Origin of the sequence: Streptomyces sp. BA2 (assembly GCF_009769735.1) — a bacterium.
Taxonomy (GTDB): Bacteria; Actinomycetota; Actinomycetes; order Streptomycetales; family Streptomycetaceae; genus Streptomyces.
This window is the reverse complement of sequence record NZ_WSRO01000002.1, coordinates 5,499,028-5,512,913: the sequence shown is the minus strand read 5'-3', so window position 1 is coordinate 5,512,913 and position 13,886 is coordinate 5,499,028. Positions and strand designations below refer to the sequence as shown.

Here is a 13,886-nt window from a genome sequence, read left to right as displayed (position 1 = left end):
TGCTCACGCTCCGGCGGTGGCGACGAGGACGGCGGCGACAGCCAGGACGACGGTGCCTGCGAGCAGCGCGCTCAGGTAGGTCTGCACGTTGCCGGTCTGCGCGCGGCGGACTGCCGCGCCGAGCCATCGGGGTGCGGTGCCCGCGCCGCGTACGTAGGTGTCGACGACCTCGCGGTCGAGGAACCGGACGAGGCGCGCGGCGGCCTGGACGGGGCGCACGAACAGGGCGGCGTAGACGGCGTCGAGGTGGAAGCCGACGGCGGCGTGCCGGTGCAGCGGGCCGAGCAGGAGGCGGCCGGGGTCGGCCGGATCGTGGGCCTGGGCCACGTCTCCGTAGGCAGGGGCGTGCGTGGCGATGGCCTCGGCCTCGACCAGGCCTCCGTCGGCTCCCGTGTCGGCGGCGACCGCGCCCATCGGGTGGCGGACGGCCAGCGCCGTGGTGTGGCGCCACGCTCCGTACGTGACGAGCCCGCCGACGAGGGCGAGTCCCGTGCCGAGGACGGAGGTGGTGAGGGTCGGGTTGAGCGAGTGGCCGTCGAACCAGTCCGGCAGGACTCCGACGGTGAGGCCGAAGGCGAGTGAGGGGACGGCGAGCACCCAGAGCACGGCGGTCATCGTGACGGGCTGGCGGCCGTGGGCCGGGGCTTCGGGGCCCTGTCCGTTGAAGGCGAGCAGCCACAGACGCGTCGCGTAGGCGGCGGTGAGGAGGGCGGTCAGCAGACCGGCAACCAGGACGATCCAGCCCGCCGCGGTGGGCGCGGTCTCGGAGTGTCCTGTGGCCGCGTGCTCGGCGGCGCCCAGGACGGCTTCCTTGGAGAAGAAGCCGCTGAAGGGCGGGATCGCGGCGAGCGCGAGGAGCGCCACGGTCATCGTCCAGAAGGCGTCGGGCACCCGGTCGCGCAGGCCCCTCATACGGGACATCGCGGCTAGGGAGTTGGTGCCGGCGGCGTGGATGATCACGCCCGCGCCGAGGAAGAGGAGCGCCTTGAACGCGCCGTGCGAGAGGAGGTGGAAGACGGCGGCACCGCGGTCGCCGACGGCGAGGGCGCCGGTCAGATAGCCGAGCTGACCGATCGTCGAGTAGGCGAGTACGCGCTTGATGTCGTCCTGGGCGAGCGCCGCGAGGGCCGAGCCGGCCATCGTGACGGCGGCCATGACGGCGAGGACGACCAGGGCCGCCGCCGACTCGGCGAAGACCGGGAGGAGCCGGGCCACGAAGTAGACACCGGCGGCGACCATCGTCGCGGCGTGGATGAGCGCGGAGACGGGGGTGGGGCCCGCCATCGCGTCGGGCAGCCAGGTGTGCAGCGGGAACTGCGCCGACTTGCCCGCCACACCGGCCAGGAGCAGCAGGGCGATCAGCGTCGGATGGTCGAGGCCGCCGTCCGCGACCGTCGCGAGGATCGTCGTGATGCGGAACGACCCCGTGTCGACGGCGAGCGCGAACAGGCCGATCAGGAAGGGGACGTCGCCGAGCTTGGTGACCAGGAAGGCCTTGAGGGAGGCGGCGCGGGCTTCGGGCGTCTCCCAGTAGTGGCCGACGAGGAAGTACGAGCAGATGCCCATGATCTCCCAGCCGACCAGGAGCACCATCAGGTCGCCGGAGTAGACGACGAGCAGCATCGCGGAGGTGAAGAGGGAGACCAGAGCGGCGTACGAGGGGTAGCGCGGGTCGTCGCGCAGGTAGCCCGTCGAGTAGATCTGCACGCAGGAGGCGACGACGCCGACCAGGACGGCGACGAGGGCGGCGAAGCCGTCGACGTGCAGGGCGAGTTCGATGGGGACCGAGCCGGTCGGGGTGAGCTCGGTGGCGGAGTCGATGTCGGCGCCGCCGCCGTGGCGGGCGGCGACAAGCACGGCGAGGACCAGCGCCGCCAGGGTGGGCAGCACCGCGAGGGGGCGTACGAGTCCCGGGACGGTGCGGCCGAGCAGCAGGCCGGCGACCGCGCCGAGGAACGGCAGGAGGGGGACGAGTACGGCGAGGGTGGTCGTGGTCACGCGGTGGCCTCAGCCTTCTGTGCCGGGGCGGGCTCTTCTCCGGCGGCGTCTTCGGCGGCGTCTTCGGCGTCATCGTCGGGGCCCTCGGCGGTGTCGCGGAGGTCGTCGACGGCGGAGGAGCCGCGGTTGCGGTAGACCGACAGGACGATCGCGAGGCCGATGCCGATCTCCGCGGCGGCGATGGCGATGGTGAAGAGGGTCAGGGCCTGGCCGGAGTGGAGGGCGTCGCGGAGCCAGACGTCGAAGGCGACCAGGTTGAGGTTGACGGCGTTGAGCATGAGCTCGACGGACATCAGGACCAGGATCGCGTTGCGGCGGGCGAGCACTCCGTACAGGCCTACGCAGAAGAGGAGGACGGCCAGGACGGCGGGATAGGCGAGGTGCATCAGCGCTGCTCCTTGTCGCTGGGGGCGTCGCTGGGGGCACCGGTCGTGCGGGGAGCACCGGTCGTGCGGGTGTCGCCGGGGGCTTCGTTCAGGCGGGTCATGCGGGCGTTCCTGCGGGAGAGGACGATCGCGCCGACCAGGGCGGCGAGGAGCAGGACCGAGAGGGCCTCGAAAGGCAGCACCCAGTGCTGGAAGAGGAACTTTCCGGTCACCGCGGTGGAGCCCTGGGCCTCGTCGGCGGCGCGGTCGAGGTCGATCCAGGTCGTCCGGAAGGCGTCGACGACCACCCAGACCAGGGAGGCCGCGGCGAGGACGGCCACCGCGAGCGCGACCGGGCGGTTGCCCGAATCGGCGTCCGGGGAGCGGCCGATGGGGGCCCGCGTCAGCATCAGACCGAAGAGCAGGAGGACGACGACGGAGCCGACATAGATCAGGACCTGCACCCAGGCGATGAACTCGGCGGTGAGCAGGAGGTACTCGACGGCCAGGCCACCGAGCGTCGCCACGAGCCACAGGGCGGCGTGCACCAGCTGCTTGGTGGTGACGGTGACGATCGCCGAGCCGAGGGTGACGAGGCCGACCAGGAGGAAGGCGATCTCCACTCCTGTCGGGGAGAGGAAGCCCTGAGCTTCCGCAGCGATGTTCACGACTCCCCTTCCCGCGCGCCGGACTGGGTCTCCTGGGCGGCCGCCAGCTTCTCCGCCGCCTTGCGGGCGGTGGCGATCTCCTTGGGCTCCTCGGCCGCGGGGTCCAGGGCGGGCGGGGCCGGGACGGTCCACATCCAGTCGCGGAGCTTGTCGCGCTCGTGGGTGAGTTCGTGGATGTCGGTCTCGGCGTACTCGAACTCCGGGGACCAGAACAGCGCGTCGAAGGGGCAGACCTCGATGCAGATGCCGCAGTACATGCAGAGGGAGAAGTCGATGGCGAAGCGGTCGAGGACGTTGCGGCTGCGCTCGCGGCCGCCCTCGACGGCCGGCGGGACCGTCTCCTTGTGGGAGTCGATGTAGATGCACCAGTCCGGGCACTCCCGGGCGCAGAGCATGCAGACCGTGCAGTTCTCCTCGAAGAGCCCGATGACGCCGCGGGTGCGGGGCGGGAGTTCGGGCTGGTGCTCCGGGTACTGCTCGGTGACGGTCTTCTTCGTCATCGTGCGGAGGGTGACGGCGAGGCCCTTGGCCAGGCCGGACCCGGGGATGGGAGCCATCAGTTGATCGCCACCTTCACGATTCCGGTGAGCGCGATCTGCGCGAGGGCGAGCGGGACGAGGAGGGTCCAGGAGAGCTTCTGGAGCTGGTCCTCGCGGAGACGGGGGTAACTGACGCGCAGCCAGATCACGAGGAAGGCGAGTACCGCCGTCTTCAGGAGGGTCCAGACCCAGCCGAGGCCGTCGGCGCCCCAGGGCCCGTGCCAGCCGCCGAGGAAGAGGACGGTGGTGAGGCCGCAGAGGACGACGATCCCGGCGTACTCGGCGAGGAGGAAGAGGGCGAAGCGGAGGCCCGTGTATTCGGTGTACGCACCGAAGATGATCTCCGAGTCGGCGACCGGCATGTCGAAGGGCGGGCGCTGGAGTTCGGCGAGGCCCGCGACGAAGAAGACGAGGGCGCCCACGATCTGCCAGGGCAGCCACCACCACTCGAAGGCGTTGAGGATGCCGGGGAGCGACACCGTCCCGGCCGCCATCGCGACCGAGGCCGCGGCGAGCAGCATCGGGAGTTCGTACGCCAGGAGCTGGGCGGCGGTGCGCAGGCCGCCGAGGAGGGAGAACTTGTTGGCGCTGGCCCAGCCCGCCATGAGCGAGCCGAGTACGCCGACGCCCATGACCGCGAGCACGAAGAAGATGCCCGCGTCGACGAGTTGGCCGACGGCGCCTTCGCTCGGGCCGATCGGGATGGCGACCAGGACGAGGAGGTAGGGCAGCAGGGCCACGGCGGGGGCGAGCTGGAAGATGCGGCGGTCGGCCTCGGCCGGTACGACGTCTTCCTTCTGCGCGAACTTGACTCCGTCGGCGACGAGCTGGGCCCAGCCGTGGAAACCGCCCGCGTACATGGGGCCGAGGCGGCCCTGCATGTGGGCCATCACCTTGTGCTCGGTCTGGCCGATGACCAGGGGCAGGACGAGGAAGACCGCGAAGACGATGAGGAGACGCAGGGCGACGTCGAGCGCGTCGGTCACTCCGAGCCTCCTGGGCGGTCGTTGTCTTCGGGGTCGTCGTTGTCTTCGGGAGCGTCGGCCGTGCCCGGTGCGGTGCCGGCGGGCTTCTCCGTGTCCTCGAACGCCGGGCGGGCCTGGTGCCACGGGGCGTCAGAACTGGGCGCGGGCGACTCGGGCTTCGCCTCAGACGCTGGAGCAGCCTCGGGTGCCGGAGCAGCCTCGGGTGCCGGAGCAGTCTCCGGGGCCGGAGCAGTCTCCGGGGCCGGAGCAGCCTCAGGCGCCGGAGCAGTCTCCGGAGCCGGGGCCGTCGGTGGGGTCTTCGCGGCCTGAGCAGGCTCCTCCGCCGCCCGCTGCGACGCCGACCCCTGGCTCACACTCCGTGCCCGGCGCGGAGTCGGTGCCTCGCCCTGGCCGGCCGCCGGCTGCGCGCCCGCCGCCTGGCTCGCCGAGCCCTCCCCCGCCGTGCGCGTCCGGCGGGCCGGGCGGTCGCCTGCCGCGCGGGCGGCGCCGCGGGCCGGGCGGGCCGGGGCCGCGGGGAGCTGGCCCTTCAGGGGGCCCCATTCGTTCGGGTCGGGTACGCCGGGCGGCAGCATCTGGCGGCGCTTGGGCCCGCCGTGCTCCGACTCCCCCGGCTCCTTGGCTCCGGGCCACGCCTTCGCGACCCGGGCCGCCAGAACGAAGTCCTTGCGCAGGGGGTGGCCTTCGAAGGTGTCCGGCAGGAGCAGCGGCACCAGGTGCGGGTGGCCCTCGAAAGCGACGCCGAACATCTCGTGCGTCTCGCGCTCGTGCCACGCCGCGCCCGCGTAGACGTCGACCGCGGTCGGCAGGACCGGGGCGTCGTGCGGAACGGTCGTACGGATGAGGAGGCGACGTACCGGAGAGAGGGCGACGACGTGGGCCGAGACGTGGAAGCCCGTGCCCGGTTCGTCGACGGCGCTCAGCCAGTCGAAGTAGGTGCAGGTCAGGGTCGTGCGCGCGGTTTCGAGCGCCGCGATCCACGAGCTCGGCGGGACGTCGACCGTCAGGAGGTCGTACGACTCGTCGGCCGTGGCGTCCGCGCCGAAGAGCTCCTCGACGGGGCTCGGCAGCCAGCCGGTCATGCCTTGCCCTCCCCCGGAGCCGGAGCCGGAGCCGAGGCTGAGGCCGAGGCTCCCGTTGCCTCCGGCGGCTTCACAAGTCCGCTCTGGAGGGCCGCCGCCGAAGGCCGATTGCCACCGCCGAGCCCACCGCCGTTGCCCTTCCCGCGGCCGTACCGCTCGCCGAGCGACTCCGCCGCGATCTTCTCCTGGAGCTTGAGGATGCCCTGGAGCAGCGCCTCGGGCCGGGGCGGGCAGCCGGGTACGTACACATCGACCGGAATGATCTGGTCGACGCCCTTGGTCACCGCGTACGAATCCCAGTACGGGCCGCCGCAGTTGGAGCAGGCGCCGAAGGAGATGACGTACTTGGGCTCGGGCATCTGCTCGTACAGGCGCTTCACGGCGGGGGCCATCTTGTCCGTCACCGTGCCCGACACCACCATCAGGTCGGCCTGGCGCGGACCCGGCGCGAACGGAATCACGCCGAGCCGGATGAAGTCGTGCCGGGCCATCGAGGCGGCGATGAACTCGATGGCGCAACAGGCAAGGCCGAAGTTGAAGACCCACAACGAGTACCGACGGCCCCAGTTGAGGACCACCTTCATCGGCTCGGGAGCCAGGCGCGAGAGCACGCCCAGCTTCTGCGGCTCCGGCGTGGGGAGCACGGTCGGCTCGGGCAGGAGCACGGGCTCCGGGGTGACGTCCGTGGAAGGACGCTCCGGGGTCACGTCCATGTGAGGACGCCCTTCTTGTATGCGTACAGCAGGCCCACGGTCAGGAAGCCGAGGAAGACGAACATCTCCACCAGCGTCGTCGCACCGTAACCGGGCGCGGCGAAAACCGTCGCCCAGGGGAAGAGGAAGATCGAGTCGACGGCGAAGATGACGTAGAGGAACGCGTAGACGTAGTAGCGGACCTGGGTGTGGGCCCAGCCTTCGCCGACGGGGTCGACGCCGCACTCGTACGTCAGGAGCTTCTCGGGTGTCGGCACGACGGGACGCAACAACCGCCCCGCGCCGAAGGCGACGGCGACGAACAGCACGCCGACGACGGCGAGCAGTCCGACGACGGAGTACGACTGGTAGTAGCTTGCCGCGACATTCGTCACGTGCACGTCAGCCCCTCACTCCCTGACCGCCTCTGACACTCATCACTGTTCGACGATCTGTACGCACGGGAGTCTAGGGCCTGCTAAAGACGAGGTAAGCAGAGCGTCACGCATCGGCAAGGACTGATCCCCCCATGGCGTTCCCCCCACGGGTGGGGTTATCCCCCGAGTGTCCGGGCGGCCCTCCTCATGGCATCGCCGCGGCGAGCCGTGCACCCTAGCGCTTATGACCGCACGCGCCATGTCCTCAGCCACGTCAGCCACGTCCTCGCCGCCCCCCGCTCGCTTCGCCGCGTACGACCGGCAGACCTGGAAGGAGATCGCGCATCTCCTCGCCAACCTGCCGATCGGCGTGGCCGGTTTCGTCTACGTGATCGTGACGCTCGCGGCCGGCGGCGGTCTCTCCGTGACGGTCGTCGGCCTGCCGCTCCTCGCGGGCGCGCTCCTCGGCGCCCGGCAGATCGGCAGGGCGGAGCGGGCGCGGGCGCGGGGGCTGCTCGGGCTGCGGATCGACGAGCCGAGCCCGATGCCGAAGCAGCGCGGGCACGGCTTCTTCAGCTGGCTGTGGTCGAGCCTGAAGGATCCGGTGGGCTGGCGCACGATGCTGTACTCGTTCATGCGGCTGCCCTGGGGCGTGGTGACGTTCGCCGTCACGCTGACCGGGCTCTTCGTGCTCTGGCCCGTGCTCCCCTACATCGTGCGCGGCCTGACCAACGCCGACCGCGTGATGGTGCGGGGGCTGCTCTCGCCCTCCGACGAACTGGAGCGGCGCATCGTGGAGTTGGAGTCGGACCGCGGTGTCGTCGTCGACACGGCGGCGGCCGACCTGCGCCGCATCGAGCGCGACCTGCACGACGGTGCGCAGGCCCGCCTGGTGGCGCTCGCCATGGGGCTCGGCCTGGCCAAGGAGAAGCTCCTGGAGGGCCAGGCCGACGACACCGTGGCGGCGATGGTCGACGAGGCGCACGGCGAGGTGAAGCTCGCCCTCCAGGAGCTGCGCGACCTGGCCCGCGGCATCCACCCCGCGGTCCTGACCGACCGCGGCCTGGACGCGGCGCTGTCCTCGGTGGCCTCGCGGTGCACGGTCCCGGTGAAGGTGACCGCCGATCTGCCGGCGCGCCCGGCCGCCGCGATCGAGGGCATCGCGTACTTCACGGTCTCCGAGCTGCTGCAGAACGTCAGCAAGCACAGCGGGGCGCGTACGGCGTCCGTGGACGTGTGGCGTGCCGACCAGCGGCTGCTCATCCAGGTGGGGGACGACGGCAGGGGTGGCGCGAACCTGGACGGGGGCTCTGGCATGGCGGGGCTCGCGGACCGGCTCGGCGCGGTCGACGGCCTGTTCGTGATCGACTCGCCGGAGGGCGGGCCCACGACGATCACGGCGGAACTGCCGTGGCGGGACCGGGACCACGACCGGGACGACCGGGACGACGGGGACCGCGATGCCCGGGGGTAGGGAAAACCCCCGGTCGAAGACACCCACGCACCACATGGTCCGGATCACCTGCGGCCAGCACTCTTGAGATACGACGCCGAACCAGCGCGTAACCCAAGAGGCAGCGCACGACCGAGCAGAAACGGACGACACCGATGGCCACGGAGTACGGACAGGAGTACGGGCGCATGGACCGTTCGGAGTTCCGGGGATCCGACCTCGATGAACGGCGGCCTCGTATCCCCGCCGGGCTGCGCGCGCCGATCGAGGCCCGCGCCTGGAAAGAGTTCGGCTACGTCCTCCTGAGCCTGCCGATCAGCATCGTCACGTTCACGTTCGCGGTCACGATGCTCTCGCTCGGCGTCGGGCTCCTGATCACGTTCATCGGCATCCCGGTGCTCGCCGCCGGGCTCGCCGCCTGCCGCGGCATCGGCTCCCTCGAGCGGGTGCGGGCGCGGGCGCTCCTGGGCGTCGAGGTGGCCAACCCCGAGCCGCTGCGGCCCAAGAACGGCGGCGGGCTCATGGCGTGGATGGGCGCCGTGCTCAAGAGCGGCGTCTCCTGGCGGCACGTCCTGTTCGCCATCCTCCACATGCCGTGGGCGATCTTCTCCTTCACCGTGTCGGTGGTCTTCTGGACGTACGGCTGGGCGATGCTCACGTACCCGCTGTGGCAGTGGCTCTTCCCGCTCTACGGCGGTCAGGGCGGTATCCAGCTCTACGGCGACGACGGTCACCGCGTCTACCTGGACAATCCCTTCGAGATCGGCGCGACGGCCCTCACCGGCCTGCTGATCACGCTCGCCACGCCCTGGATCATCCGGGCCCTGACCACCGTCGACCGCGTCATGGTGGCCGGTCTGCTCGGCCCCTCCAGCCTGGCGTCGCGCGTCGTCGAGCTGGAGTCGGACCGCGGTGTGGTCGTCGACACGGCGGCGGCCGACCTGCGCCGCATCGAGCGCGACCTGCACGACGGTGCGCAGGCCCGCCTGGTGGCGCTCGCCATGGACCTGGGTCTGGCCAAGGAGAAGCTGACGGAGGATCCGGAGGCCGCGGCGCGCATGGTGGGCGAGGCGCACGGCGAGGTGAAGGTGGCCCTCCAGGAGCTGCGCGACCTGGCCCGCGGCATCCACCCCGCGGTCCTGACCGACCGCGGCCTGGACGCGGCGCTCTCCGCGCTCGCCGCCCGGTGCACGGTCCCGGTGCAGGTCGAGGTGGACCTGCCCGCGCGTCCCGCCGCCGCGATCGAGGGCATCGCGTACTTCACGGTCTCCGAGCTCCTGCAGAACATCAGCAAGCACGCGCGGGCATCCCGCGGCTCGGTCGACGTGTGGCAGGTCGAGGACCGGCTGATGCTCCAGGTCTCCGACGACGGGGCCGGGGGTGCGGATGTGAGCGGTGGCTCCGGTCTTGCCGGGCTCGCCGAGCGACTCGACGCGGTCGACGGGATCCTGGTCGTGGACTCGCCCGCGGGCGGGCCTACCACCGTGACGGCTGAGCTGCCCTGGCGGGCCTAGCCCGTCCCGCCGCTTCGCGGCGGATCTTCCCCACCCACACCCACCCGATTGCCCCGCGGCACGGGCGATCGGGTGGGGTTCCGCGTGCCCGCCAGGAAGCGAACACGGGCAAGCGGTTGTCCGCGAACGCCGTAACGCCCCTTCGTACGCGTTCGTACGCGCGATACTGAGGTGCCGGGGGACACCCAGAACCACATATGCCGGGGGGCCGTGAACGTGGAGGACAAAGTGCGGGTCGTCATCGCCGAGGATTCGGTGCTGCTCAGGGAGGGCCTGACCCGGTTGCTGACCGACCGCGGGCACGATGTCGTCGCGGGGGTGGGCGACGCGGAAGCGCTGATCAAGACGATCAACGAACTCTCCTCGGCGGGCGAGCTGCCCGATGTGGTCGTCGCCGATGTGCGGATGCCTCCGACGCACACCGACGAGGGTGTGCGGGCCGCGGTGCATCTGCGCCACCAGTTCCCGGGGCTCGGGGTCCTCGTCCTCTCGCAGTACGTCGAGGAGCAGTACGCCACCGAGCTGCTCGCCGGGTCCAGCCGTGGCGTCGGCTATCTGCTCAAGGACCGCGTCGCCGAGGTGCGCGAGTTCGTGGACGCGGTGGTGCGCGTCGCGCAGGGCGGTACCGCGCTCGACCCGGAGGTCGTGGCGCAGCTGCTCGGCCGCAGCCGCAAGCAGGACGTGCTCGCGGGGCTTACTCCGCGCGAGCGCGAGGTACTCGGTCTGATGGCCGAGGGGCGGACGAACTCGGCGGTGGCCCGGCAGTTGGTGGTGAGTGACGGCGCGGTCGAGAAGCACGTCAGCAACATCTTCCTGAAGCTGGGACTCTCCCAGAGTGACGGGGATCACCGGCGCGTACTGGCGGTCCTCACCTATCTCAATTCCTAAATAGCTGACAGCCTGTCAGCTATTTGACACCCGCAGAAGCAACGGCAACAGCACGAGCACGACACGAGCACGGAGAACAGTCCTAGAACCAAAGGATGAGTGGGGGGCGTCTTCCATGACTGAGTGGAGGGCGAGGCAGACCATGGCAAAACGGGGCATAGAAGCGTCTCAAAAGTGCGTCCGTCATGCGATCAACCCCAGGAAGGCGACCCTTACCGACGTAGGGTGGGCCTTGGGGAAGGCCGGTCGCCCAGCCCTTCCCGCTCAGCCGCCCGAGGGAGGTCCAGTTCAGTGACCAGCCAGGTCAGTAGCCCAGCCGAGCAGGCCGATGGGGCAGTCGTCGGAGAACAGCGCAAGCCTGCTGGTGAGAAGGATGTACGCCGTCTGGACCGGGTGATCATTCGCTTCGCGGGTGACTCCGGTGACGGTATGCAACTCACCGGTGACCGGTTCACTTCGGAGACGGCGTCCTTCGGGAACGACCTCTCGACTCTGCCGAACTTCCCCGCCGAGATCCGTGCTCCTGCCGGGACCCTGCCGGGCGTCTCCTCCTTTCAGCTGCACTTCGCCGACCACGACATCCTCACGCCGGGCGACGCGCCGAACGTCCTGGTCGCGATGAACCCGGCCGCGCTGAAGGCGAACATCGCCGACGTGCCGCGCGGCGCGGAGATCATCGTCAACACGGACGAGTTCTCCAAACGGGCGATGCAGAAAGTCGGCTACGAGGTCTCGCCGCTGGAAGACGGTTCGCTGGACGGATACAGCGTCCACCCGGTGCCGCTGACGACGCTGACGGTCGAGGCGCTCAAGGAGTTCGACCTCTCGCGCAAGGACGCGGGGCGCAGCAAGAACATGTTCGCGCTCGGCCTCCTTTCGTGGATGTACCACCGGCCGACCGAGGGCACCGAGAAGTTCCTGCGGGCGAAGTTCGCGAAGAAGCCGGACATCGCCGAGGCGAACATCACCGCCTTCCACGCGGGCTGGAACTTCGGCGAGACGACAGAGGACTTCGCGGTCTCGTACGAGGTCGCCCCCGCCTCCCATGCCTTCCCGCCCGGCACGTACCGCAACATCTCGGGGAACCTCGCCCTCTCGTACGGCCTTATCGCCGCGGGCCGGCAGGCGGACCTGCCGCTCTACCTCGGCTCGTACCCGATCACTCCCGCCTCGGACATCCTGCACGAGCTGTCGAAGCACAAGAACTTCGGCGTGCGGACCTTCCAGGCGGAGGACGAGATCGCGGGGATCGGTGCCGCGCTGGGTGCCGCGTTCGGCGGCTCGCTCGCGGTGACGACGACTTCGGGGCCCGGTGTGGCGCTGAAGTCGGAGACGATCGGGCTCGCGGTCTCGCTCGAACTGCCGCTGCTGGTCGTGGACATCCAGCGCGGCGGGCCTTCCACCGGTCTGCCGACCAAGACGGAGCAGGCGGATCTGCTGCAGGCGATGTTCGGGCGCAACGGCGAGGCGCCGGTGCCGATCGTGGCGCCCAAGACGCCGGCGGACTGCTTCGACGCGGCACTGGAGGCGGCGCGGATCGCGGTCACCTACCGCACGCCGGTGTTCTTGCTGAGCGACGGCTATCTGGCCAACGGCTCCGAGCCGTGGCGCATCCCGGACACCGATGAACTCCCGGACCTGCGCGTGCAGTTCGCCTCGGGGACCAATCACACCGAGGACGACGGCACCGAGGTCTTCTGGCCCTACAAGCGTGACCCGCAGACCCTGGCCCGCCCCTGGGCGATCCCCGGCACGCCCGGACTTGAGCACCGCATCGGCGGCATCGAGAAGCAGGACGGCACCGGCAACATCTCGTACGACCCCGCCAACCACGACTTCATGGTCCGCACCCGCCAGGCCAAGATCGACGGCATCGAGGTCCCCGACGTCGAAGTCGACGACGCGACCGGCGACGCCAAGCTGCTCGTCCTTGGCTGGGGTTCGACCTACGGCCCCATCACCGCTGCGGTACGGCGCCTGCGGGCGGTCGGCGAGAGCGTGGCGCAGGCCCATCTGCGCCACCTCAACCCCTTCCCGCGGAATCTGGGCGAGGTCCTGAAGCGTTACGACAAGGTGGTGATTCCCGAGATGAACCTCGGGCAGCTCGCCACGCTGCTGCGCGCCAAGTACCTCGTGGACGCGGTCTCGTACAACCAGGTCAATGGAATGCCGTTCAAGGCCGAGCAGCTCGCCACGGCTCTCAAGGAGGCCATCAATGGCTGACACGAAGACCGAAGGCACGGGGAGCACGATCGAAGCGCTCTCGTTGGTGCCCAAGGCCGAGGCCAAGCAGTCCATGAAGGACTTCAAGTCCGACCAGGAGGTGCGTTGGTGCCCCGGCTGCGGTGACTACGCGGTCCTGGCGGCCGTGCAGGGCTTCATGCCCGAACTGGGCCTGGCCAAGGAGAACATCGTCTTCGTCTCGGGCATCGGCTGCTCGAGCCGCTTCCCGTACTACATGAACACGTACGGGATGCACTCCATCCACGGCCGTGCGCCCGCCATCGCCACCGGACTCGCCTCATCGCGGCGGGACTTGAGCGTGTGGGTGGTCACCGGCGACGGGGACGCCCTGTCCATCGGCGGCAACCACCTCATCCACGCCCTGCGCCGCAACGTGAACCTGAAGATCCTGCTCTTCAACAACCGGATCTACGGACTTACCAAGGGCCAGTACTCCCCGACCTCCGAGGTCGGCAAGATCACGAAGTCGACGCCGATGGGGTCGCTCGACGCGCCCTTCAACCCGGTGTCGCTGGCGATCGGCGCGGAGGCGTCGTTCGTGGCGCGGACCGTGGACTCCGACCGCAAGCACCTCACCTCGGTCCTTCGCGAGGCCGCCGAGCACCCCGGCACCGCCCTGGTGGAGATCTACCAGAACTGCAACATCTTCAACGACGGCGCCTTCGAGGTGCTGAAGGACAAGCAGCAGGCCGAGGAGGCGGTGATCCGCCTGGAGCACGGGGAGCCGATCCGCTTCGGCGCCGACGGCTCCAAGGGCGTCGTACGCGACCCGGCGACCGGTGATCTCAAGGTCGTCCCGGTCACGCCTGAGACGGAGTCTCAGATTCTGGTCCACGACGCGCACTCCACCTCACCCACGCAAGCCTTCGCGCTGTCCCGGCTCGCCGACCCCGACACCCTGCACCACACCCCGATCGGCGTCTTCCGCAACGTCGAGCGCCCGGTCTACGACACGCTGATGTCCGACCAGCTCGACACCGCCATCGAGCAGAACGGCAAGGGCGACCTGGCCGCGCTCCTCGCGGGCGGCGACACCTGGACCGTCGTCGGCTAGCTCGACTCGCTGTCTCCGAAGCCCGGTTC

13 protein-coding genes are annotated in these 13,886 nt (G+C 70.3%); 5 read left to right on the top strand and 8 right to left on the bottom strand.

Annotated elements, in window-relative coordinates; all coding sequences use genetic code 11:
* Positions 1-3: 3 nt before the first annotated feature.
* From E5671_RS27655 to E5671_RS27620, 8 genes are read right to left on the bottom strand one after another with little or no spacing between them, the layout of a single operon-like run.
* Positions 4-1,998: an NADH-quinone oxidoreductase subunit L gene (locus E5671_RS27655; RefSeq protein ID WP_160506621.1), complete on the bottom strand. Its 1,995-nt coding sequence runs from the start codon at positions 1,996-1,998 to the stop codon at positions 4-6.
* Positions 1,995-2,384, bottom strand: a complete 390-nt coding sequence (nuoK, locus tag E5671_RS27650) for an NADH-quinone oxidoreductase subunit NuoK (protein ID WP_160506620.1) — start codon at positions 2,382-2,384, stop codon at positions 1,995-1,997. Before nuoK ends, E5671_RS27655 begins: the two co-directional genes overlap by 4 nt.
* Positions 2,384-3,031 carry an NADH-quinone oxidoreductase subunit J gene (locus tag E5671_RS27645; protein WP_160506619.1) on the bottom strand — a complete coding sequence of 216 codons (648 nt, stop codon included), beginning with the start codon at positions 3,029-3,031 and terminating at the stop codon, positions 2,384-2,386. Before E5671_RS27645 ends, nuoK begins: the two co-directional genes overlap by 1 nt.
* Positions 3,028-3,588, bottom strand: coding sequence for a NuoI/complex I 23 kDa subunit family protein (locus tag E5671_RS27640; protein ID WP_160506618.1), 561 nt, complete (start codon positions 3,586-3,588; stop codon positions 3,028-3,030). The genes E5671_RS27645 and E5671_RS27640 overlap by 4 nt, the downstream gene beginning before the upstream one ends.
* Positions 3,588-4,556, bottom strand: coding sequence for an NADH-quinone oxidoreductase subunit H (locus tag E5671_RS27635; protein WP_160506617.1), 969 nt, complete (start codon positions 4,554-4,556; stop codon positions 3,588-3,590). Before E5671_RS27635 ends, E5671_RS27640 begins: the two co-directional genes overlap by 1 nt.
* The gene (locus E5671_RS27630) at positions 4,553-5,635 is read right to left on the bottom strand and encodes an NADH-quinone oxidoreductase subunit C (RefSeq protein ID WP_160506616.1); all 1,083 of its coding nucleotides are present in this window, start codon (positions 5,633-5,635) and stop codon (positions 4,553-4,555) included. Before E5671_RS27630 ends, E5671_RS27635 begins: the two co-directional genes overlap by 4 nt.
* Positions 5,632-6,348: an NADH-quinone oxidoreductase subunit B gene (locus E5671_RS27625; protein WP_160506615.1), complete on the bottom strand. Its 717-nt coding sequence runs from the start codon at positions 6,346-6,348 to the stop codon at positions 5,632-5,634. The genes E5671_RS27630 and E5671_RS27625 overlap by 4 nt, the downstream gene beginning before the upstream one ends.
* The gene (locus tag E5671_RS27620; protein ID WP_160506614.1) at positions 6,339-6,728 is read right to left on the bottom strand and encodes an NADH-quinone oxidoreductase subunit A; all 390 of its coding nucleotides are present in this window, start codon (positions 6,726-6,728) and stop codon (positions 6,339-6,341) included. Before E5671_RS27620 ends, E5671_RS27625 begins: the two co-directional genes overlap by 10 nt.
* A 220-nt stretch (positions 6,729-6,948) precedes the next feature.
* Here E5671_RS27620 and E5671_RS27615 point away from each other — a divergent pair, with 220 nt between their 5' ends.
* The 5 genes from E5671_RS27615 to E5671_RS27595 all read left to right on the top strand — a co-directional run bounded on the left by E5671_RS27615 (position 6,949) and on the right by E5671_RS27595 (position 13,857).
* Positions 6,949-8,178: a sensor histidine kinase gene (locus tag E5671_RS27615; protein WP_160506613.1), complete on the top strand. Its 1,230-nt coding sequence runs from the start codon at positions 6,949-6,951 to the stop codon at positions 8,176-8,178.
* Positions 8,179-8,312: 134 nt separating this feature from the next.
* Complete coding sequence (locus E5671_RS27610) at positions 8,313-9,671, top strand: sensor histidine kinase (RefSeq protein WP_160506612.1); 1,359 nt, start codon at positions 8,313-8,315, stop codon at positions 9,669-9,671.
* Between the two features lie 228 nt (positions 9,672-9,899).
* Positions 9,900-10,559 carry a response regulator transcription factor gene (locus tag E5671_RS27605; protein WP_336606067.1) on the top strand — a complete coding sequence of 220 codons (660 nt, stop codon included), beginning with the start codon at positions 9,900-9,902 and terminating at the stop codon, positions 10,557-10,559.
* A 291-nt stretch (positions 10,560-10,850) separates the two neighbouring features.
* On the top strand, positions 10,851-12,782 hold the full coding sequence (locus tag E5671_RS27600; RefSeq protein WP_160506610.1) for a 2-oxoacid:acceptor oxidoreductase subunit alpha: 1,932 nt from the start codon (positions 10,851-10,853) through the stop codon (positions 12,780-12,782).
* Complete coding sequence (locus tag E5671_RS27595) at positions 12,775-13,857, top strand: 2-oxoacid:ferredoxin oxidoreductase subunit beta (RefSeq protein ID WP_160506609.1); 1,083 nt, start codon at positions 12,775-12,777, stop codon at positions 13,855-13,857. Before E5671_RS27600 ends, E5671_RS27595 begins: the two co-directional genes overlap by 8 nt.
* Positions 13,858-13,886 lie beyond the last annotated feature (29 nt).